Here is a 19,139-nt window from a genome sequence, read left to right as displayed (position 1 = left end):
GCGAAGGTGAAAGTGAACGGATCGGGTGCGCTGGAAGCGGCGCGCAGCGCAAGCATACCGCCAGTCCCGGCTTGGTGTTTTCCCGGTTGACACTATGCTGGATAGTCCATAAAGTCACTCGCACAGATCTAGATAAAAGACCATCTGTAAGATGGTCTTTTATCGCGCGCACGCTGCGTCGACCTCTTACAGAAATAATTCCAAGAGGAGACCGCCGTGCAATCATTACCCGTCAAGCTGCGTGGCATCGACGATGTCATCGCGTATATCGATTCATGTCCGGGCATCGTCGGCCGGGCCGGCCTGATATGGTGGCTCGCCCTGGGCGGATTGTTCCTGGATGCATTCGCCAATTCCGCGCTCAGCGCGGGCCTGGGGCCCATGACGCGCGACCTTGGCCTGAGCGCGGGCCAGGTCGCGTTGATGACGTCCTTCGCGTCCTGGGTGGCCATCGCCTTCAATCCCATCGGCGGCTGGATGGCGGATCGCTGGGGCCGCATGCGGCCTCTCATCACGGCCAAGCTGCTGGCGCTGATCGGCGCGCTGCTGGTGGTGTTCGCGCCGTCGTTCGACGTCATCCTGGCGGGCCGTTTCTTCGTGGGCGCGGCCTACGGCATCGACTTCGCCATCGCGATGGCGGTGCTGGCGGAATTCACGCCCGTCAGGCTCAAGAGCCGCCTGAACACCTGGCAGGGCATGTGGTACACGGCGGTCTGCTCCAATCTGCTGCTGGCGCTGCTGTTCCATTCATGGGAAGTGGGCGACGCGATCTGGCGCTATTCGGTCGCGGCCACCGCGGTGTTCGCGCTGGCCATCCTGGTGCTGCAACTGCGCTACATGGTCGAAAGCCCGATCTGGCTGGCGCGCAAGGAGCGCGTCGACGAGGCGGCCGTGGCGATGACCCGCATCTACGGCCAGCCGTTCACGGCGGCGCCGCCGCACGAGCGCGTGCCGGTGGTCAACCAGGCGCGGCGCGGCCTGGCCAATGTGCTGCTGATCTTCCGCGGCGTGTACCTGCCGCGCACGATACTGGCGGCCACGGTGCAGATCGGCCAGTCCATCCAGTATTTCGCGGTGGGCTGGTACCTGCCGCTCATCAGCGCGGCACTGTTCGGCAAGGACTTCGTCTACGCCACGGTGGGCGCGCTGGTGTTCAACATCTTCGGCATCTTCGGCGGCTTCATGTCGCCCTACATCGGTCGCAAGCTGGGCCTGCGGCGCGCCTCGGCGTTCGGCTTTGCGGCCGTCTTCCTGATGCTGCTGATCCTGGGCACCTTCCACGGCAAGATGCCGTTGTGGCTGGCGGTGGCGGTGCCGTCGCTGTTCATCCTGTTCCATTCCGGCGGTCCGGGCGCCAACGGCAAGAGCCTGTCGTCGCTGTCGTTCCGCGGTGAATTGCGGGCTGGCGCCAACGGGGTCATCGGCGCGCTCGGCTCGATCGGCGCGGCGGTCGGCCTGCTGGTGTTCCCGCTGTTCCGCGAAAGCTATGGCCTGGAGAAGACCTTCCTGATCCTGTCTGCCGTCCCGCTGGCGGCCAGCATCATCTGCTTTGCCATCAAATGGGATCCCACCCGCAGCGGCATCAATCCGGACAACGAAGCCGGCGCGCCGCAGTTCAAGGGGGACGAGAACCTGCCCGCGCTCGACCCGGCGCTGGGGAAAACCGCAAGATGACGCACGGAGACAACATGTCGAACAACGTGATCCTGGCCATCGACGCCGGCACCTCGGGGACACGCGCCGCCCTGGTGTCGGGCGACGGTCACGTGTCGGGCCAGGAATACCTGGCCCTGCAGGTCGATACGCCGCGCCCCGGCGTGGTCGAGCAGGATGCCGATGCGATTCTCGAAAGAACGCTGCAGGTGTGCCGCAAGGTGATCGCGCAGGCGCGTCGCGACGGCCAGGCCATCGTGGCGTTGGCATTGGCCACGCAGCGCGCCACCGCGGTGCTGTGGGATACCGCCACGGGCCGCGCGCTGGTGCCGGCCATGGTGTGGCAGGACACGCGCTATGTCGATGAACTCGATCGCCTGGCGCCCGCCTGGAACCCGCGCCTGCTGGAGCAGGTGGGCCGCCCGGCCGGTGTGCGTTCGCCGTATCTGTGGGCGGCGCGCCACCTGCGCGATTCACCGGCCGTGGCGCAGGCCTGGCGCGAGCGCCGGCTGGCGTTCGGCACCGTCGACACCTGGCTGCTATGGCATATGTCGGACCGCCGCGAATGCGTGACGACGCCCACCAATGCCACCTCGGCCGGCGCCTATGTTTTGTCCGGGCACCGCTACTACCTGGACTGGATCGACGCGCTGGAGTTTCCGCGCGAGCTGCTGCCGGCCTTGCGCCAGGAAGCCGACGATTTCGGCCAGACGCGCGCGGACCTCCTGGGCCTTGCCGTGCCGATACGGGCGTCGGCCGGCGACCAGCACGCGGGCGCGGTGGGCCTGGGCTGCCTGGATCGCGGGCAGGCGATGTGCGTGCATGGCACGGGCAGTTTCGTCGACCTGATCATCGGCCCCGAGGCGCCCGTCAACAGCGGCCGCTACGAAGGCTCGCTGACGATGACGGCGCGGCGCCAGGACCAGGTGTCGCACTTCGCGGTCGAGACCTTCGTCGCCACCACCGGTTCGGCCTTGAACTGGGTCTGCGACAAGCTGAAGTGGTTCAGGAACGCGCAGGAGATCAGTGAACTGGCCGCCACCGCGCAATCGGCGGGCGGCGTGACATTCATCCCGGCCTTGACCGGGTTGCGCGTGCCGCGCATGGCGGCCGGCGCGCGCGCCTCGCTCACCGGCATCTCCATGGCTACCACGCAGGCCGAAGTGGCCTACGCGATCCTGGAAGGCATCGCCCATTCGGTGGCCAGTTGCATCGAGGCGGACGAGGAAGTATCGGGCGTGCAGGTGTCGGAACTGGTGGTGGGCGGAGGCCTGTCCAGCAGCGATCCGTTGCTGCGCATCCAGGCGGACCTGCTGGGGATACCGATCCGCCGCATGCAGGAGGCCGATCGCGCCAGCCTGCGCGGCGCGGCGTTCCTGGCGGGGGCGTCGGGCCTGCTGTGGCCATCGTTGCAGGCCGCGCGCCAGACCGCCGCCACCGATGCGGTATTCCAACCCACCCTGGCGGCCGAGGCCCGCGCCCGCCGCCGCGCGCTGTGGCATTCGCGCGTCGAATCCGAACTGGCCCACGCGGGCCTGTATTCCCAGGACAAGCAGGAGGCATTGCGGACATGATCGGGTTGCCATCGAGAAAGCCCAGGAAGGATCGGGCCGGCATGACCCGCGGCGAACCGTTGCGGCTGGCGCGGCAGGAACAGGCGGACCGGCTGGGCGGCGAACACTTCGACATGCTCATCGTCGGCGGCGGCATCACGGGCGCCTACGCGGCGCTGGACGCCAGCCTGCGCGGCTACCGCGTCGCGCTGGTCGAAAAAGACGACTTCGCCTCGGGCACCTCGTCCAAGTCGTCCAAGATGGTGCATGGCGGACTGCGCTACATCGAGCAGGGCAACCTGGGCCTGGTGCGCCATTCCCTGCACGAACGCCAGCGACTGCGGCGCAACGCCCGCCACCTGGTGCAGCGCCTGCCGTTCCTGTTTCCGCTGCTGGAACGCGACGGCGTCTTCGACAAGCGGCTGGCCAAGGCGTTCGAGAGCCTGCTCTGGACCTACGACTTGGCCGGCGGCTGGCGCGAGGGCATCCTGCACCAGAAGCTGACCCCCGAGGAAGTGCTGTCGCATTGCCCCACCTTCAAGCAGGACGGCCTGCTTGGCGGCTTCCTGTATTTCGACGCGCGGGTCGATGACGCGCGCCTGACGCTGGCGGTGGCGCGCACCGCGGCGTTCCACGGCGCGGCGGTGCTGAACCACGCCCGGGCCATTGAAGTCACGCGCGACACGCATGGCAAGGTCGACGGCGCCATCGTGCAGGCCGGGCAGGCCGAGATCCGCGTGCGCGCCAACGTGGTGATCATGGCCACCGGCGTCTGGCTGCGCGACTGGAACGGCAGCCGCAAGGGCGATCCCCAGGCCTTGCACATCCGCCCCGCCAAGGGCGTGCACGTGGCCGTGCCCTGGCTGAAGGTGCGCAACGACTGCACGGTGACGATCCCGGTGCCGGGCCGCAGCCGCCGCGCCACCATCACGCGCTGGGGCAATGTCTCGTACCTGGGCACCACCGACGAAGACTACGCGGGCGACCTCGACGATGTCCATTGCACCCGCCGCGAACTCGATTTCCTGCTGGAAGGGGCGCGTTCGGCGCTCAAGACCGACCTGCGCGCCGAGGATGTGGTGGGCAGCATCGCCGGCTGCCGGCCGCTGGTCGCGCCGCCGGGCGGCAAGACGCTGGAGATCAAGCGCAACCACGAAATCCGGATCGCGGCCGATGGCCTGGTCACCATCGTCGGCGGCAAGCTGACGACCTCGCGCCACATGGCCGAGCAGACCATCGACGCCGCGCAGAAGGTGCTGGGGCGCAAGGCGCGCTGTGTCACGGCCAGCGCCTTCCTGCTGGGCGCGGCCGGCTACGACCCGCAGGCCATCGTGGCCTCGGGCGGCCTGTCCGCGCACCTGGGCGAACGCTATGGCACCGAGGCGCGCTTCGTCAGCGACCTGATGCAGCAGACGCCGGCGCTGGCGGCGCCGCTGGTGCCGGGGTTGCCGTACACCGAGGCCGAGGCGCTGTACGCCGTGCGCCACGAGCTGGCGGCCACGGTCGAAGACGTGCTCTCGCGCCGCATGCGGGCAAGGCTGATGGCGCGCGACGCCTCCGCCGAGGCCGCCGAACGCGTGGGCAAGATACTGCAGGCCGAACTGGGCCTGTCCGACGCCGCGGTGGCGCAACAGGTGCGCAGCTACCGCGCCGCCATCGAGCATGAAAAGTCCGTACTAATGGGAGACGACTCGTGATCAGTAAAGAAGCTATCAAGCGCGGCTACAACCGCGGCAACTACGTAGTGGGCGCGCACACGCCGCCGGCCTACGCGGCGGGCCTGACGCAGGCTGGCACCGAGCCGGGCCTGCAACGCGATCCCGTGTCCGTATCGGCCGCGCAGGTCGAGGCGCTGCGAGCGGCCGCCGACGAGGTGTTGACCACCACCGCCGACGCCGTGGCCTGGACGCGCGATTGGTGGGCCGGCTCGATGATGACCGAGACCGCCGGCCGCCCGGCCACGCCGCACGCGGTGATCGTCAAGGTGTCGACGGTGGAGCAGGTGCAGGCCGTGATGCGCATCGCGCACGCGGCCGCCATTCCCGTCACCGTGTCGGCGGGGCGCAGCAACGTCACCGGGGCGGCGCTGCCGCTGCGCGGCGGCATCGTGCTGGACGTCTGCCAGTTGAACCGCTTCATCGGGATTGACCGCGAAAGCCAGATCGTCGAGGTCGAGGCGGGTATGTTCGGCGACGTGTTCGAGCAGGCCATCCAGCGCGAGCATGGCCTGACCATGGGCCATTGGCCGTCCTCGTTCGGCATCAGCACCGTCGGCGGCTGGGTCGCATGCCGCGGCGCGGGACAACTGTCCACGCGCTACGGCAAGATCGAGGACATGGTGTTCGGCATGGACGTGGTGCTGGCCGATGGCAGCCTGATCACGGTGGGCGGTTATTCGCGCGCGGCGCTGGGCCCCGACCTGCTGCAGCTGTTCATCGGCTCCGAGGGCACGCTGGGGGTGGTGGTGCGGGTCCGCCTGAAGCTGCATCGCCTGCCCGATTACGGCCGCGCCATCGCCTACGGCTTCGAGACCTTCGCGGCCGGCCTGGATGCCTGCCGCCAGATCATGCAGCGCGGCGCCAACCCCGCCGCCTTGCGACTGTACGACGCGCTGGAAAGCGGCGTGCAGTTCAACCGGCCCGACCTGAACGTGCTGCTGGTGGCCGACGAGGGGCCGCGCCCGATCGTCGACGCGGTCATGGGCATCAGCGAAGAGGTCTGCCGCGAATCCGGCGTGGCGCTGGATGGCAATGAGGTGTTCGAGCGCTGGCTGGATACGCGCTACCTGACCGGCAAGAGCGCCGAAGGCTTCAAACGCAGCCCCGGCTTCGTGGCGGACACGCTGGAGATGGCGGGGCGCTGGAGCGACCTGTCCGCCATCTACGACGAGGTGGTTGCCGCGGTCAATGCCGTGCCCGGCACGCTGGCCGGTTCGGCGCACCAGTCGCATGCCTACGTCGATGGCGCCTGCCTGTATTTTTCGCTGCGCGGCGAGGTCGCGGTCGACGAGCGGGCACAGTGGTATCGGCGCGCCTGGGACGCGGCCAACGCGGTGTTGATCAAATACAATGCCGCGCTCAGCCACCACCATGGCGTGGGCCTGCTGCGCTCGCCCTACATGCGCGAATCGCTCGGGCCGGCCTTCGCCGTGCTGCATGCCGTCAAGCAGGCGCTGGATCCGCACAATATCCTCAACCCCGGCAAGCTCGGCCTGACGGACGAAGGCCCCTACGATCAAGGCAGGCGATAACATGGACAGGTCACTCGGCGCATGCCTGGCGCGGCATCCGGTCATTGCCACGCTCTACGGACCGGAGCAGGTCAACGCCTTCGTCGGCAGCGTGGCCGAGATCGGCATCGTCGCCAATGTCGAGCTGCGCCGGCTTGCGCCGGTGATCTCCGCCCTGAACCGGGCGGGCAAGTACGTCATCGTCAATATCGACAGCTGCGAAGGCCTGTCGCAGGACAAGGGCGGCGTCGAATACCTGGCGGACATCGGCGTGGCGAGCCTGGTGTCGACCCGTGTGGCCACCATCCAGCGCGCCAACCGCGCCGGCATGGTGACGATGCAGAAGGTGTTCGTGACCGACCGCTCCACCTGGCCGCGCAGCGTCAAGGCGCTGGAGCAGAGCGATCCCAACCTGGTGCAGATCATGCCGGCGCCGATGCTGGCCCACATGGCGCCGCAGGACCTAAAGGCACTGCCGCCGATCGTGGCGTCGGGCTTCGTCTGCAACCAGGCCGACGTGGCGGCCGCATTGCGCCAGGGCGCGGTGGCGGTGTCGACCAGCGACGTCGCGTTGTGGAGCGTGGACCCCAGAACGCCGCGATGAGCGGGGCTCGCGCGACGCCGGCCGGCCCGATACCGGCCGACATCGTCAAGCAACGTCAAGAATCGCGCGGAATTTGCATTGCTTTGAAATCGTAACGCCCGCGCCGCGCTACCTTCGCGTTTTCAATCGCGGAGGGCGAAACATGTACCCACTATCCAAGCGCTGCGGCGCGGAATTCTTCGGCACCTTCTGGCTGGTGCTGGGCGGCTGCGGCGCGGCGGTGCTGGCGGCGGGGTTTCCGCAACTGGGCATCGGCTTTGCCGGCGTCGCGCTGGCGTTCGGCCTGACGGTGCTGACCATGGCGTTCGCCGTCGGCCACATTTCGGGCGGGCACTTCAATCCCGCGGTCACGGTCGGCCTGGTTGCCGGCGGGCGTTTCCCCGCCCGCGAGATCCTGCCCTACGTGGTGGCGCAGGTGCTGGGCGCCATTGCCGCGGCCGCGGTGCTGGCGGTGATCGCCAATGGCCAACAGGGCTTCGACCTGCAGGCCAGCCGTTTCGCCGCCAACGGCTTTGACGCCTATTCGCCGGGCAAGTACTCGATGGCTGCCGCGCTGGTCACCGAAGTCGTGATGACGGCCGGTTTCCTGTTCGTGATCCTGGGCGCGACCTCCAAGCGCGCGCCGGCCGGCTTCGCCGCGATTCCGATCGGCCTGGCGTTGACGCTGATCCACCTGGTCAGCATTCCGGTCACCAACACCTCGGTCAACCCGGCGCGTTCGACCGGCCCGGCGCTGTTCGTGGGCGGCTGGGCGCTGGAGCAGCTGTGGCTGTTCTGGGTGGCGCCGATCGTGGGCGCGATCATCGGCGCGATCGCCTATCGCCTGGTGAGCCAATCGGAAGCGCAGCCCTGAGGTGATGATGCGCCCGCCGGACGGGTCGACCGTCCGGTTGCGCTCAATCCGCTTCGGGCAATTGCGCCAATTGCGCGTCGCTGGGAAATCCCCGGGTGCGGTAGCGCGCCGGATAGAGATCTTCGGGTTCGAGCAACGGCGCCAGCACCGGCGCCGCCTGCTCCCAGCTGACAACCCGCACTTCGCCGATATCGTCGTTGGCCTCCGGGCGCACCAGCGCCAGCCGGTCGACCTTGGGCAGGGAGGTGTCCACGCCGCGCGTCCAGGTCGCCAGCGAGAACGACGTGGCGGAATCGTCGTTCTGCATGAACAGATTGTAGGTGGCGACGAACACATCGATGCCCCGTTCCTCGTGCAGGCGGTCCAGCGCTTCCTTCTGCGCGTCGTAATCGCCCTGCGCCAGCACTCGCGCCAGGTGCGCCTGCAGGTGGATGATGCGCTCCTGGCGCGGCAGGTAGCGTTCGACGCCGGTTTCGCCATAGTGGTACATGTATGGCGACACCGGGCGGCCGTGGGCCACCACCTGCTGGCTCAGTTCCATCATCTTCAACAGGCCGGCGTCGTCGTTGTCGCCGCTGACCAGTAACAGATCCCGCGTGGGCATCATGAACACCGGACGCCCGCGGACCGCGACGCGTTCCAGCATGTCCGGCAGCAGCGCGCGGCTGATGTCGTAGCCGTCTTCCCAGGCCCCGCCATGCACGCCCGGCGCCACTTCCACGAAGTGGTCGGCCGAGTCACGCAGGTTGTCGATGGCGATGGCCAGCGACTGCTCGAACGACAGGCCCCAGTCGGCATCGGGGCCGTTGGTGAGCGTGGCGATGGATTCCGGATGGTCCAGCGCCAGCAGCACCACGCAGTCGTCGCCGAACGGCCGCAGGGCGGGGCGGAAGTCGGTGTCGTTGCCGTCCGTGCGCAGGTGGTGCATGCGGATCGCCTCGATCATGGCCCGGGCCCGGATCACCGGCCGCAGCAGCGGGCGGGCCTCGGCCAGCGAGGCCGGCCTGGTCTGGTCGCTGGTCAGCAGGGTCGAGACATAGCCCTGCAACGCGCCCTGGCGCTGGCCGCTTCGGGCTTCGCAATAGGCGTTATAGGCGTTGTGCAGGTTGAAGTACGAGCCTTCGCCGTGAAGCAGCCGGAATTCATCCGCTTTGTAGTCCAGCGTGCCGGTGTAGCCCCGCTGTCGGACGGCGTCGATGAAAAGCCGGGCGAACTGGTCTTGCGTGGGCTTGCGCCGGAACAGCGAGTCGAGTAATCCCATGCTTTTCCCGGGCCTTGCGGCCGCTATGCGGGCCCGCCGTGCAGTCGCGGCGCGCCCAGCCTGAACCAGGCCTTGGCGATCTGGCCGTCGCGCACTTCGTAGATCGCGACGACGTCGACTTCACCGCGGCCGTCGGCGAAGTTGCGGGTGACGACTTCCTGGTCCACCACCATGTCGCCGTTGACCATGCGATGGACCAGCCTGCCGTGCAGATCGGGTTCCTTGAAACGTTCGAGGTGACGTTCGCGGACCTGGGCGCTGCCACGCGCCAGCAGGGTGCCGGGGAACGCGTAATACTCGCAGTCCTGCGCCCATGCCGGCATGAAGGCGTCGATGTCCCGCGCATTGTAGGCGTCCAGCTGGCGCTGCACGACATCGGCCGGCGAGGGCGCGGGCCGCGCGGCGCGTTCGGCGGCCTGCTGGCGGATGCGCGCTTCGGTATCGGCATCCAGCAGCCGGCGGATCTCGCGGAACAGCGGCAGGGCATCGGTGTGCTTGCGGCCGTAGTCCAGGTTGAACGCGTAGTCGAAGTCCGGCGCGTTGGCGCCCTGGTTATGTTGCAGCAGCGTCTCCAGCTTGTCCATGGCCTTGACGGCGCGGGCTTCGGGCGAGGCGGCATTCTCGTAGTCGTCCCACAACGCCAGCAACCGGTCGCGCGCCGGGGCATCGAGCGGGCTGGCCAGTTGCAGCAGGTCCAGCCGTTCCTGGGCGCCCTTGCCGGCGCCGGGGGACTGTTGCGTCGCCGGAATGTCGCCGTGGATGGCTTCGCCCAGGTCATGGATCACGCACAGGCGCAGGATGCGGGTGAAATCCAGGTCCGCCAGGTCTTCCTCCAGCATCATGGCCATGAGGCAGAGGCGCCAGGTGTGTTCGGCGGTGCTTTCCTGGCGTCCGCCCGAACTGCGGGCGCTGCGCAGCACGTCCTTGAGCTTCTCGGCTTGCCGCAGGAATTCGAGTCGGCGGGACAGGGTGTCGGTGTCCATGAATCAGGTCGTCGTAAGTCCGTTGTCAATACGCTCGCGGGTATCGTCCCCCGTCAGCGAGTGTATCTTGCGTTCGTCCCGACCGCGCGGATCGGACGGCGCAGCGCCGCGGCGGCGCCACATGGCGTCCTGTCGCCGGACCGAGGCAAAAAAGCGGCGGCGGCGGCCGGAACCGGGGTGGGCAGGTTGTACATTACGCACTATTACCTGCTTCATCCCTACAGGACAGCCCCATCATGACCGCCCCGGAAGTCATCATTTCGCCCTCGATCACGTGCGCCAACGACCAGCCTTTCGTGCTGTTCGGCGGGATCAACGTGCTGGAATCCAAGGACCTGGCGCTGCGCGCCTGCGAGGAATACCAGCGCGTGACCACCAGGCTGGGCATTCCCTACGTGTTCAAGGCGTCGTTCGACAAGGCCAATCGTTCCTCGATCCATTCCTACCGGGGGCCGGGGCTGGAAGAGGGCATGAAGATCTTCGAGGCGGTCAAGCAGAACTTCGGCGTGCCGGTGATCACCGACGTGCACGAGCCCTGGCAGGCGGCGCCGGTGGCGGAGGTCGCGGACATCCTGCAATTGCCGGCGTTCCTGGCCCGCCAGACCGACCTGGTGGTGGCGCTGGCCAAGACCGGCCGCGTCGTCAACATCAAGAAGCCGCAGTTCCTCAGTCCTACCCAGATGCTCAATATCGTCGAGAAATTCACCGAGGCCGGCAACCAGCAGATCATCCTGTGCGATCGCGGCACCAGCTTCGGCTACGACAACCTGGTGGTGGACATGCTGGGCTTCGGGGTCATGAAAAAGGTGACGGGCAACCGGCCCGTGATATTCGACGTCACCCATGCCCTGCAGCAGCGTTCGGCCCTGGACGCCGCCTCGGGCGGGCGCCGGGAGCAGGTGGCGGAACTGGCGCGGGCGGGCATGGGCGTGGGGCTGGCGGGCTTGTTCCTGGAGGCCCACCCGGACCCCCGGAACGCCAAATGCGACGGCCCCAGCGCGCTGCCGCTGGACAAGCTGGAGCCGTTCCTCACCCAATTGAAACAACTGGATGATTTGGTGAAATCCTTTGAGCCCATCGACATCGAACCCTGACGGCTGTCATCGCGAATCAGCCAAGTTGTTATACGATCCGGGCCACCAAACCTGAGGGAGGCCCGGATGTCGTTTTACGCGATCGTCGCCGTTCGTAAAGAAGCCGTTACCGGCCATGTCGCCTACGTGCGCTGGGGGCTGGCCGAGCGCGGCGTGCCCGGTTGGGTCAGCGAACCCGTGACCGCGGCGGCTTCCGAAGTGATCGAAGCCATCAAGGCCGGCGCCGACGTCGAGACCGTCGTCAGCGTGGACGGCCTGTCAGTGGCTTCGCGCCCGGTGCGGGTGCTGACCGACGAGGACGGCCGCGAGCATCTGGCTTCCGTGCCGGCGCCCAGTTCCACCCTGCATACGGTGTTCGACCTGCCCGAGTTCTAGCCGCCCGCGCCAATCGCCTTGTTTCACAGGCACTGGCGCAGTGCAAACTTGCGGCCGAAGGCGCGGATCACGTCGCCATCGACCGACGCCGCCACGTCCCAGTAATCGCCCCGCGTGACCAGCACCGACTGCGCCGACAGGGCGTGGCGCAGCGCGAACATCCAGAACGCCGCCTCGGAACCGACCGGCGCCAGGTCGTGCGGGCCGATCCGCAGGCGCGCCGGCCGGGGCGTCGCGCCCAAGGACCAGCGCAGCGCGATCGCCAGGAAGGCGAAGCGGGCCGACATCGACGACGGCTGGACGCGCAGCACGCGGATCTTGGGTTTCATGGCCTGGTGCCCTCCATGGGGATGACTCAGCGTAGCAAAGACGGTCTCATCCTTCCATACCGCGTTTGGCCTAGCGGTGACCCGCGCCGCCCGCGGGCGCGGATGGATTCGGCTCCGCCGGCAACCGGGTGAAGACGTTGGTGACGATCAACTGGTCGGGGCGGCGCACGTTCGGTCCGGGCGGCGGCATCAGCTTGTCCATTTCCCTGCGGTCCTGCACCCGCGTCAGGCTCAGGTGATCGCCCTGGATCTTCACGTAGCGGATGGAGGCCACGCCAAGTTCATGCTTGCTGGTGGATTGCTCCAGCGTCTGTTCGATGCGCTTGGCATCGAGCCATCGGTAGGTGCCGCTGGAAACCATGTCCGGGCCTTGCATCGACCAGGTGCCGTCGCCGCGAAACTCGACCACGCCCGCGCCGCCGGAGGGCTGGGGCGGCTGCGCCTTGCCGTCGACGGTGCGCAGCATGGTCTGGTGCCGCCACTTGCCCACCAGGGCCTGCGTGACGTCCGGCGCGGGCGGTTGGGCGGGCGCGGCGGCCGGCAGCAGCACGGCGCCGCACAGCAGGGCGGCCAGGGCGTAATGACGCAAAAGCTTCATCTCGAATGATCGTGGATCCGGGTTCAGGGAAGGGGCGCGGGCCGGTGGGGCACTGAGCGCGCTGAGCGCATTATGCGCGACGATGGCGTTTGCCGCGAGGGCCAGCCCCGGGCATCGATCCGGTCAGCGCCGGCGCATGCCCTGCAGCAGCAGATCGAGCGCCTGCAAGGCCTGCGCCAGGCGCGCCGGGCCATCGTCCTCGGCGATCCAGAATGCGCTTTCGGCCAGGCCGCCATGCAGCATCCGGGCGAGCGCGCGCGGGGGCGCGGCGACGATCGCGCCTTGGTCCATCAGGTCCTGCAGCAACTCGCCCAGCGACGCGGTGCATTGTTCCTGGGCGGCGGCGCCGGCATGGCCCAGCACGGCGCGCGCATCCTGCAGCACGATGCGGCGGATCTCGGGGTCGGCGGCCATTTCCAGATACGCGCGGCAGCGCTCGCGCAGCGCGGTCCAGGCGTCGGGCGCATCCCGCGAGATGGCCTGCAGCCGCGCCTCCATCTCGGCGTCGATCTGCGCGGCCACCGCGGCGAGCAGACCTTGCTTGTCACCAAAATGGTGATACAACGCTCCCCGGGTCAGGCCGGCGGCGGCGGTCAGGTCATCCATCGAGGTGCCGGCGTAACCGGCGCGGCGAAACGACTCGCGCGCCGTCGCCAACAGTTTTCCGCGGGTTTCCTCGATCATCTCGGCGCGCGATCGCGACATGGCTGGCTCCAATGACATACGGGTCGTATGTTAATTGACATGCGCCATGCATGTGAATACCATCTCACATACGTCACGTATGTAAATTTGTCCGGCTGGCTGTCGCCGGCCCGCAACATCCCAGAGGTTCCGGGTGTCCAATCCTTATCGCGAATTGTTCCTGGCGCCCGGCGCCGCCGGTTTTGTCGCCGCGTGCGCCGTGGCGCGGCTGGCGCTGCCGATGATCGGCATCGGCATCATCACCATGCTGTCGCAAGTGCGGGGCGCCTACACCCTGGCGGGCGCGGTCGCGGCCACCTTCGCCCTGGCCACGGCGCTGCTCGCGCCGCGCATTTCACGCCTGGTGGATCGCCACGGGCAGGGCAGGGTGCTGCCGCTGGCGGCGGGCGCCAGCGTGGCGGGGCTGATCGGCCTGGCCGCCTGCGTGCGCCTGCAGGCGCCCGACTGGACCCTGTTCGTGTTCGCTGCGCTGGCGGGCAGCCTGCCCAGCATGCCGGCCATGGCGCGGGCCCGCTGGACCGAGATCTATCGCGACCGGCCGCAACTGCGCACCGCCTATGCGCTCGAATCGGTGCTGGACGAATTGAGCTTCATCATCGGCCCGCCGCTGGCCGTGGGTCTGTGCGTCATCCTCTTCCCCGAAGCCGGCCCGCTCGGCGCGGCGCTGCTGCTGGGCCTGGGCGTCACCGCCTTCGTGTTGCAGCGTGCCACCGCGCCGGCGGTGCAGCCGCGCGAAGCGGGCCGTGAGTCCTCGGTGCTGGGCGTGCCGCTGATGCGACAACTGACCGCGATGATGGCCGCCATGGGGGTCATCGTCGGCACCATCGACGTGATGAGCGTGGCCTTCGCGCGCCAGCAGGGCCTGCCGGCCGGGGCCAGCATGGTGCTGTCGGCCTACGCGCTGGGATCGTGCGTCGCCGGCCTGGCGTTCGGCGTGCTCAAGTTCCAGACGCCGCTGGCGCGGTTGCTGGCCGTGGCCGCCAGCGTGACCGCCTTCACCACTTTGCCGCTGCTGTGGGTCGGCGACCTGCTCACGCTGTCCCTGGGCGTTTTGCTGGCTGGGCTGTCGTTCGCGCCGACCATGATCATCGCCATGGCCTTGGTGGAGAGCACCGTGCCGGGCCGCCGTCTCACCGAGGGATTGACCTGGCTGGTGACGGGCCTGGGCGCGGGCGTCGCGGCTGGCGCCGCGCTGGCGGGCTGGATCGTGGATCATCATGGCGTCGGCGCGGGCTTCTGGACCGCGGTCGGCGCGGGCGCGGTGGTGTTGCTGGTGGCCGTGTACGCGGCGCGTGGCGCGCGGCCCGCGCCCGCGGCCGCCTGATGGCGGGCGCCTCTAGAATGGCGCAAGCGCCGCGCTGCGGGGCGCGCCGCCCACCAGGAGAATCCACATGTCCCGAACCGTCGTCAATCCCGATACTGTCTTCAATACGGTGCAATATGGCTTCAGCCAGGCCGTGATCGTGACCGGCCAGCGCCGCATGCTGCTGTCGGGCCAGGTCGGCGTCGATGCGCAGGAGCGCACGGTCAGCCCAGGGCTGCGCGAACAGGCCGACGCGGCGATCGACAATATCGAACGCGTGCTGGCGGCGGCCGGCGGCACACTGGCGCAGGTCATCATGCTGCGCATCTACATCTGCGAAACGGCGCGCGAGGACCAGGAGTCGATCGCGCAAGTGCTGCGCGACCGCTTCCCGAACGATCCGCCACCCTCGTCCTGGATCATCGTCAGCGGCCTGTCGTTGCCGGAGTGGCTGGTCGAGATCGAAGCGGAAGCCATGCTCGACTGATTGTGGCGGGGGGATCGAGGAGTCCGATTTATCGGAAGCGCCTGCCCCGGGCGTCCCGCGATCTGGCATCCTGCGAACGTTCATCCGGCTCGCGCCGGCAGGCACGGCTTTGCAGAGTCCACCGACTTTCCGGCGCCGCGTCGGATGAACACGCCTCCCGCTGGCTCCCCTTCCTCGCACCGCTACGCCTGGCCCTTGTCGCGCCATGGCGTGGCCGCAAAGGCTTCGCGCAGGTGGGCCAGAAAGCCCGCGGTGCGCGCGGGCAGGTCCTGGCGTGATTTCACCAGCGCCACCACATTCGCCTCGGGCAGGCTCCAGCCCGGCAGCAACGGCACCAGCGCGCGGCGCTTCACGTGCTCGGCCACATCCCATTCCGATCGCGCCACGATGCCATGCCCCGCCAGCGCCCAGGCCACCGCCGTGGCCCCGGTATTGCTCGACAGCACGGGGGCAATGCGCACGCCCACCACCGGGCCGCGACCGCGCTTGAAGCGCCACAGCGTCACGTCCTCTTCGTTTTCACGCAACGCGATGCAGTCGTGGTCGCGCAGGTCTTCGGGCTTGGCGGGCGCCCCGTGGCGAGCCAGGTATGCGGGCGACGCGCACAGGATGCGCCGGTTCGGCGCCAGGGGATACGCCACCAGCGTGGAATCGCGCAGCTCGCCGATGTGAACCATGACGTCCCAGTCATCGTTTGCCAGCCGCGGCGGACCGTCGGACAGCACCAGGCTGGCGGTCACGTTGTCGCTGTGCTGGCGAAACTCCGCCACCAGTCCCGCCACGTACCGCTGGCCGAATCCCAGCGGCGCGACAACGCGCAGATGGCCGGCCACCACGCCGCGCCGCCCCGCCAGCTCATCGGCCAGCTCGTTCAGTTCCCCGCAGATCTGCCCGGCGCGCAGCGCCAGCAGGCGGCCCTCGTCGGTCAACGCGGTGCCGCGCCCGGAACGATTGACCAGGCGCACGCCCAGGCGTTTTTCCAACGCATGCAAGCGCTGGGTCACGGCGGGCGGCGTCACGTCGAGCGCGCGCGCCGCTTGCGCCAACGAGCTGGTGGCGGCCAGGCTCAGGAAAAAGCGCAGGTCATCCGTGGTGATCATTCAGAATCGCCTTAATGATTGATTAAGCATTGATTAAACACGCAAGCGCCCTGGCGCGCCATACTGCGAACCTGCGGACGGATACCCGGGCGCCATCCGCGTTGCATTCCTTCCCGCGCGCCCGTTTCAGTTTCACCGATATCGCCATGACCACTGCCTCCGTCACCCTGGATACGCTGGATACGCCCTGCCTGCTGCTGGACGAAACCCGCATGACACGCAACATCGAGCGCCTGAACCGCCTGATGGCCGGCCATGGGGTGCAGCTGCGTCCGCACCTGAAGACGCCCAAATCGATCGAGGTCGCGCGTCGCGTCATGGCGCGGCCCGAAGGGCCGGCGGCGGTGTCGACGCTGCAGGAGGCCGAGCAGTTCGCGGCGGCGGGCGTGACCGACCTGCTGTATGCCGTGGGCGTGGCGCCCGCCAAGCTCGAACGCGTATTGGCGCTGCGGCGTGGTGGCGTCGACCTGACCGTCGTGGTCGACAGCGTCGAGGCGGCGCAGGCCGTGGCCGCGCGCGCCCTCCAAGAGGACGCCGCGATTCCGGCGCTGATCGAAATCGATTGCGATGGCCACCGCGCCGGGGTGCAGCCGGGCCAGGCCGGACAGTTGCTGGAAATCGCGCGAACACTGCATGCCGCCGGGTGCCTGCGCGGCGTCATGACCCATGCCGGCGAGTCCTATGGCTGCCGCAGCGTGGAGGCGATCGCCGACATGGCCGAGCAGGAACGCCTGGCCGCCGTCGGCTGCGCCGAAACGATTCGCGCCGCCGGCCTGCCGTGCCCGGTGGTCAGCGTGGGCTCCACGCCCACCGCCCATTTCGCCCGCAACCTGGAGGGCGTGACCGAAGTGCGCGCCGGCGTCTACGTGTTTTTCGACCTCGTCATGGCGGGACTGGGCGTGTGCGCCGTGGACGACATCGCCGCGAGCGTGCTGACCACGGTGATCGGCCACCAGCCCGACAAGGGCTGGATCCTGGTCGATGCCGGCTGGATGGCCATGTCGCGCGATCGCGGGACGGCCCGGCAGCCGGTGGACCAGTTGTACGGGCTGGTGTGCGACGCGGATGGCCAGGTCTATCCCGACCTGCTGCTGGCCGAGACCAACCAGGAGCAGGGCATCATCAAGCTGCGCGCGGGCAGCGGCGCCACCTTGCCCGATCTGCCGCTGGGCACCCGGCTGCGGATCGTGCCGAACCACGCCTGCGCCACCTGCGCCCAGCATGACGCCTACGCCGTGGTGCGTAGCGGCGATCGCCAGGTCGTGGCGCAATGGCAACGTTTCCGCGGCTGGTAGCCCGGCCGCAGCCTCCAGGAGTCGAGATGGACATCATATCCACCCCCCATGCAACGCCGCCGGCCGGTCACTATTCGCAGGCCGTGCGCGCCAATGGCTTTGTCTTCGTTTCCGGGCAGTTGGGTTTCCTGCCGCCCGTCCAGCCCGGCGAGCCGCCACGCCTCGCGCAAGGCGTGGCCGCGCAGACCGAGGCCGCGCTGCGCAGCCTGGCGGCCATTCTGCAAGCCGCGGGGACATCGATGTCCGCGGTGGTCAATGTCACGGTGTACATCCCGGACGTTGGCATGTGGAACGAGGTGAACGGCGTCTACGAACGCAGCTTCGGCGATCACCGCCCCGCTCGCGCCATCGTGCCGACACGGGAATTGCACTATGGGGCGCTGGTGGAAATCAGCGCCGTCGCGGTCGCGCCGCAGGCCTGAGGCGGGCGCCGGCGCGGCTGACGTCCTGGATCTCGGGGACAGATGGGCGGCGCGCCCGCCTATAATGCGCTCGCCTCAATACCGCAGGGGAGTCCGTCCGCATGCACTACGAATATCTGTTCTGGTCCATGGCCGCCATGGTGGCCGCGGCGCTCGTGGGTGGGTCGCTGTGCGGCCGGTTGCGCACACCGGGCCGCGTGCTCGCGGGCGTGGTGGTATGGGCCGCGGCGGTCTGCGCCGTGGTGGTGGTGTTGTCGCGATCTGCCGGTTTCGGCGATCAGGCGGCGATGCTCGCGGTTGCCGCCTTCATGTTCAGTCTGGTGATCGGCGCCGCGGCCGCATTGTTGACGCGGCGCATCCTGCGGCGCCACTGAGCCGTTCCGGAACCTGGCCGGGCGTGGCCGCCGGGCCGCCGGCGGGGCGCGATGACACGCCCGCCGGCCGCGTCGCAAGGGCCGGGGCGCGCCTCATTCCTCGGCGTCGAAATCCTCGTCGTCGTCTTCTTCGTCCTGTTCCAGCGCGTCGTAACCCTTCCAGGTGATGCGCCAGCGGGTATCGCCGGCGGTCGCCGCCGTTTCGCTGACCTGCTTGACCAGGCCCGCGTCGGCCAGCAGGTCGAGGTGGTGCGCGACCAACTGCAGGCCTTGTTCGTGGGCCAGGGCCGCTTCCTTGATGTCATGGGTGCTCAGGTTGGGGCCCGGCGCGTCGCGCAGGGCTCCCAGGATGGTGACGACCAGATCGAAATCGCGTTGCATGATGTCCGCCGTAGAGTTGGGGAAAAACAGGCCGACGATAGCAGAGTTCCGTGGCGCCCACGCGACAGCGGCGGGCGCGGGTTACATTGCAGGGTTACCGATAACCGATACAGGCAGTACCCATGAAGAAACCCGCCGAGCGCGATTGCATTGCCCTGGTCCCGGGCTACAGCGGCCAGGCCGCCAAGCTCTTCCTGACGCGCGCCGAGGACGGCGCCATCGCCGGCGTCACCGTGTTCGACCTGCTGGGGCACGTCAAGCACCAGGGCGACGCGCAGGCGGCCGCCGACTGGGTGGCCGCCTGGCTGGCCCAGGAGGCCGACAATCGCAAGGCTCGCCGCACGCAGTTGCTGGCGCAGATGTTCCTGTGCAAGTTGGCGGACGACGAGAAGGCCGCCTTCCTGGATGCGCAGAAGCCGCTGCTGGCCGCGCTGGCCGCCGCCGGCGTGCGCAGCCGCAGCGTGGCGGCCACCTCCGGCGCCGCCCGCCGCTCTTTGGGACCGGCTGTCAGGAAGCCTTAGCATAAGGCTGTTATAGTCG

At 68.6% G+C, this 19,139-nt stretch carries 21 protein-coding genes and 1 pseudogene; 14 read left to right on the top strand and 8 right to left on the bottom strand.

Annotation, left to right across the window (positions count from 1 at the left end; genetic code table 11):
- Window positions 1-216 precede the first annotated feature (216 nt).
- The 6 genes from AT699_RS18670 to aqpZ all read left to right on the top strand — a co-directional run bounded on the left by AT699_RS18670 (window position 217) and on the right by aqpZ (window position 7,892).
- Window positions 217-1,674: an MFS transporter gene (locus tag AT699_RS18670; protein ID WP_006386209.1), complete on the top strand. Its 1,458-nt coding sequence runs from the start codon at window positions 217-219 to the stop codon at window positions 1,672-1,674.
- A 14-nt stretch (window positions 1,675-1,688) separates the two neighbouring features.
- Window positions 1,689-3,227 (top strand): FGGY family carbohydrate kinase, encoded by a 1,539-nt coding sequence (locus AT699_RS18665; protein ID WP_006386208.1) that lies wholly within the window; start codon window positions 1,689-1,691, stop codon window positions 3,225-3,227.
- The gene (locus AT699_RS18660; RefSeq protein WP_024069448.1) at window positions 3,224-4,903 is read left to right on the top strand and encodes a glycerol-3-phosphate dehydrogenase/oxidase; all 1,680 of its coding nucleotides are present in this window, start codon (window positions 3,224-3,226) and stop codon (window positions 4,901-4,903) included. The genes AT699_RS18665 and AT699_RS18660 overlap by 4 nt, the downstream gene beginning before the upstream one ends.
- Window positions 4,900-6,456 (top strand): FAD-binding oxidoreductase, encoded by a 1,557-nt coding sequence (locus AT699_RS18655; protein ID WP_024069447.1) that lies wholly within the window; start codon window positions 4,900-4,902, stop codon window positions 6,454-6,456. The genes AT699_RS18660 and AT699_RS18655 overlap by 4 nt, the downstream gene beginning before the upstream one ends.
- Before the next feature lies 1 nt (window position 6,457).
- Entirely contained in the window at window positions 6,458-7,039 is a 582-nt protein-coding gene (locus tag AT699_RS18650) for a glycerol-3-phosphate responsive antiterminator (protein ID WP_006386205.1), read from the top strand.
- Window positions 7,040-7,181: 142 nt separating this feature from the next.
- On the top strand, window positions 7,182-7,892 hold the full coding sequence (gene aqpZ, locus AT699_RS18645) for an aquaporin Z (RefSeq protein WP_024069446.1): 711 nt from the start codon (window positions 7,182-7,184) through the stop codon (window positions 7,890-7,892).
- A gap of 43 nt (window positions 7,893-7,935) precedes the next feature.
- Here the strand turns inward: aqpZ and AT699_RS18640 are convergent, their stop codons facing one another.
- From AT699_RS18640 to AT699_RS32220, 3 genes and pseudogenes are all read right to left on the bottom strand, one after another.
- Window positions 7,936-9,153: a DUF1444 domain-containing protein gene (locus tag AT699_RS18640; RefSeq protein ID WP_024069445.1), complete on the bottom strand. Its 1,218-nt coding sequence runs from the start codon at window positions 9,151-9,153 to the stop codon at window positions 7,936-7,938.
- Between the two features lie 23 nt (window positions 9,154-9,176).
- Window positions 9,177-9,476, bottom strand: a complete 300-nt coding sequence (locus AT699_RS32225; protein ID WP_411469340.1) for a nuclear transport factor 2 family protein — start codon at window positions 9,474-9,476, stop codon at window positions 9,177-9,179.
- 90 nt (window positions 9,477-9,566) lie between these two features.
- Window positions 9,567-10,136 (bottom strand): annotated as a pseudogene (locus AT699_RS32220) (HD domain-containing protein); the annotation flags it as partial.
- A gap of 236 nt (window positions 10,137-10,372) precedes the next feature.
- On the opposite strand from AT699_RS32220, the gene kdsA reads away from it, so the two are divergent.
- Together kdsA and AT699_RS18625 are read left to right on the top strand one after the other, a co-directional pair.
- On the top strand, window positions 10,373-11,230 hold the full coding sequence (kdsA, locus tag AT699_RS18630; RefSeq protein WP_006386201.1) for a 3-deoxy-8-phosphooctulonate synthase: 858 nt from the start codon (window positions 10,373-10,375) through the stop codon (window positions 11,228-11,230).
- 66 nt (window positions 11,231-11,296) lie between these two features.
- Window positions 11,297-11,605 carry a hypothetical protein gene (locus AT699_RS18625; protein WP_006386200.1) on the top strand — a complete coding sequence of 103 codons (309 nt, stop codon included), beginning with the start codon at window positions 11,297-11,299 and terminating at the stop codon, window positions 11,603-11,605.
- Window positions 11,606-11,628: 23 nt separating this feature from the next.
- On the opposite strand, the gene AT699_RS18620 is transcribed toward AT699_RS18625, so the two are convergent.
- The 3 genes from AT699_RS18620 to AT699_RS18610 form a co-directional block, all read right to left on the bottom strand.
- Window positions 11,629-11,934: a hypothetical protein gene (locus AT699_RS18620; protein ID WP_006386199.1), complete on the bottom strand. Its 306-nt coding sequence runs from the start codon at window positions 11,932-11,934 to the stop codon at window positions 11,629-11,631.
- A 70-nt stretch (window positions 11,935-12,004) separates the two neighbouring features.
- Complete coding sequence (locus tag AT699_RS18615; RefSeq protein ID WP_006386198.1) at window positions 12,005-12,532, bottom strand: hypothetical protein; 528 nt, start codon at window positions 12,530-12,532, stop codon at window positions 12,005-12,007.
- A gap of 123 nt (window positions 12,533-12,655) precedes the next feature.
- Window positions 12,656-13,237 carry a TetR/AcrR family transcriptional regulator gene (locus AT699_RS18610; RefSeq protein ID WP_024069443.1) on the bottom strand — a complete coding sequence of 194 codons (582 nt, stop codon included), beginning with the start codon at window positions 13,235-13,237 and terminating at the stop codon, window positions 12,656-12,658.
- Between the two features lie 133 nt (window positions 13,238-13,370).
- Between AT699_RS18610 and AT699_RS18605 the strand changes: the two genes are divergently transcribed.
- Both AT699_RS18605 and AT699_RS18600 read left to right on the top strand, forming a co-directional pair.
- Window positions 13,371-14,561 (top strand): MFS transporter, encoded by a 1,191-nt coding sequence (locus tag AT699_RS18605; RefSeq protein ID WP_024069442.1) that lies wholly within the window; start codon window positions 13,371-13,373, stop codon window positions 14,559-14,561.
- Between the two features lie 67 nt (window positions 14,562-14,628).
- Window positions 14,629-15,027 carry a RidA family protein gene (locus AT699_RS18600; protein ID WP_020928335.1) on the top strand — a complete coding sequence of 133 codons (399 nt, stop codon included), beginning with the start codon at window positions 14,629-14,631 and terminating at the stop codon, window positions 15,025-15,027.
- A gap of 182 nt (window positions 15,028-15,209) precedes the next feature.
- On the opposite strand, the gene AT699_RS18595 is transcribed toward AT699_RS18600, so the two are convergent.
- Window positions 15,210-16,127, bottom strand: coding sequence for a LysR family transcriptional regulator (locus AT699_RS18595; RefSeq protein ID WP_024069441.1), 918 nt, complete (start codon window positions 16,125-16,127; stop codon window positions 15,210-15,212).
- A 146-nt stretch (window positions 16,128-16,273) separates the two neighbouring features.
- Here AT699_RS18595 and AT699_RS18590 point away from each other — a divergent pair, with 146 nt between their 5' ends.
- The 3 genes from AT699_RS18590 (at window position 16,274) to AT699_RS18580 (ending at window position 18,218) form a co-directional block, all read left to right on the top strand.
- Entirely contained in the window at window positions 16,274-17,422 is a 1,149-nt protein-coding gene (locus tag AT699_RS18590; RefSeq protein WP_058207611.1) for a DSD1 family PLP-dependent enzyme, read from the top strand.
- A 26-nt stretch (window positions 17,423-17,448) separates the two neighbouring features.
- Complete coding sequence (locus tag AT699_RS18585) at window positions 17,449-17,844, top strand: RidA family protein (protein ID WP_020928333.1); 396 nt, start codon at window positions 17,449-17,451, stop codon at window positions 17,842-17,844.
- A gap of 101 nt (window positions 17,845-17,945) precedes the next feature.
- Window positions 17,946-18,218, top strand: coding sequence for a hypothetical protein (locus AT699_RS18580; protein WP_006386191.1), 273 nt, complete (start codon window positions 17,946-17,948; stop codon window positions 18,216-18,218).
- A 93-nt stretch (window positions 18,219-18,311) separates the two neighbouring features.
- Here AT699_RS18580 and AT699_RS18575 read toward each other — a convergent pair whose 3' ends face one another.
- Window positions 18,312-18,599, bottom strand: coding sequence for a DUF2513 domain-containing protein (locus AT699_RS18575; RefSeq protein WP_006386190.1), 288 nt, complete (start codon window positions 18,597-18,599; stop codon window positions 18,312-18,314).
- Between the two features lie 122 nt (window positions 18,600-18,721).
- Between AT699_RS18575 and AT699_RS18570 the strand changes: the two genes are divergently transcribed.
- Entirely contained in the window at window positions 18,722-19,120 is a 399-nt protein-coding gene (locus AT699_RS18570; RefSeq protein ID WP_006386189.1) for a hypothetical protein, read from the top strand.
- The last annotated feature ends 19 nt before the right edge of the window (window positions 19,121-19,139 follow it).

Origin of the sequence: Achromobacter xylosoxidans, assembly GCF_001457475.1 — a bacterium.
In the GTDB taxonomy this organism is placed as follows: domain Bacteria; phylum Pseudomonadota; class Gammaproteobacteria; order Burkholderiales; family Burkholderiaceae_B; genus Achromobacter; species Achromobacter xylosoxidans.
The sequence above is the reverse complement of the archived record's forward strand: the minus strand, read 5'-3'. Positions and strand labels throughout refer to the sequence as shown.

Coding starts and splice junctions, on each gene's coding strand:
- AT699_RS18665 (WP_006386208.1), top strand. CDS start 1,689: ATGTCGAACAACGTGATCCTGGCCATCGACGCCGGCACCTCGGGGACA.
- AT699_RS18660 (WP_024069448.1), top strand. CDS start 3,224: ATGATCGGGTTGCCATCGAGAAAGCCCAGGAAGGATCGGGCCGGCATG.
- AT699_RS18650 (WP_006386205.1), top strand. CDS start 6,458: ATGGACAGGTCACTCGGCGCATGCCTGGCGCGGCATCCGGTCATTGCC.
- aqpZ (WP_024069446.1), top strand. CDS start 7,182: ATGTACCCACTATCCAAGCGCTGCGGCGCGGAATTCTTCGGCACCTTC.
- AT699_RS18640 (WP_024069445.1), bottom strand. CDS start 9,153: ATGGGATTACTCGACTCGCTGTTCCGGCGCAAGCCCACGCAAGACCAG.
- AT699_RS32225 (WP_411469340.1), bottom strand. CDS start 9,476: ATGCCGGCATGGGCGCAGGACTGCGAGTATTACGCGTTCCCCGGCACC.
- kdsA (WP_006386201.1), top strand. CDS start 10,373: ATGACCGCCCCGGAAGTCATCATTTCGCCCTCGATCACGTGCGCCAAC.
- AT699_RS18625 (WP_006386200.1), top strand. CDS start 11,297: ATGTCGTTTTACGCGATCGTCGCCGTTCGTAAAGAAGCCGTTACCGGC.
- AT699_RS18620 (WP_006386199.1), bottom strand. CDS start 11,934: ATGAAACCCAAGATCCGCGTGCTGCGCGTCCAGCCGTCGTCGATGTCG.
- AT699_RS18615 (WP_006386198.1), bottom strand. CDS start 12,532: ATGAAGCTTTTGCGTCATTACGCCCTGGCCGCCCTGCTGTGCGGCGCC.
- AT699_RS18610 (WP_024069443.1), bottom strand. CDS start 13,237: ATGTCGCGATCGCGCGCCGAGATGATCGAGGAAACCCGCGGAAAACTG.
- AT699_RS18600 (WP_020928335.1), top strand. CDS start 14,629: ATGTCCCGAACCGTCGTCAATCCCGATACTGTCTTCAATACGGTGCAA.
- AT699_RS18595 (WP_024069441.1), bottom strand. CDS start 16,127: ATGATCACCACGGATGACCTGCGCTTTTTCCTGAGCCTGGCCGCCACC.
- AT699_RS18590 (WP_058207611.1), top strand. CDS start 16,274: ATGACCACTGCCTCCGTCACCCTGGATACGCTGGATACGCCCTGCCTG.
- AT699_RS18585 (WP_020928333.1), top strand. CDS start 17,449: ATGGACATCATATCCACCCCCCATGCAACGCCGCCGGCCGGTCACTAT.
- AT699_RS18580 (WP_006386191.1), top strand. CDS start 17,946: ATGCACTACGAATATCTGTTCTGGTCCATGGCCGCCATGGTGGCCGCG.
- AT699_RS18575 (WP_006386190.1), bottom strand. CDS start 18,599: ATGCAACGCGATTTCGATCTGGTCGTCACCATCCTGGGAGCCCTGCGC.
- AT699_RS18570 (WP_006386189.1), top strand. CDS start 18,722: ATGAAGAAACCCGCCGAGCGCGATTGCATTGCCCTGGTCCCGGGCTAC.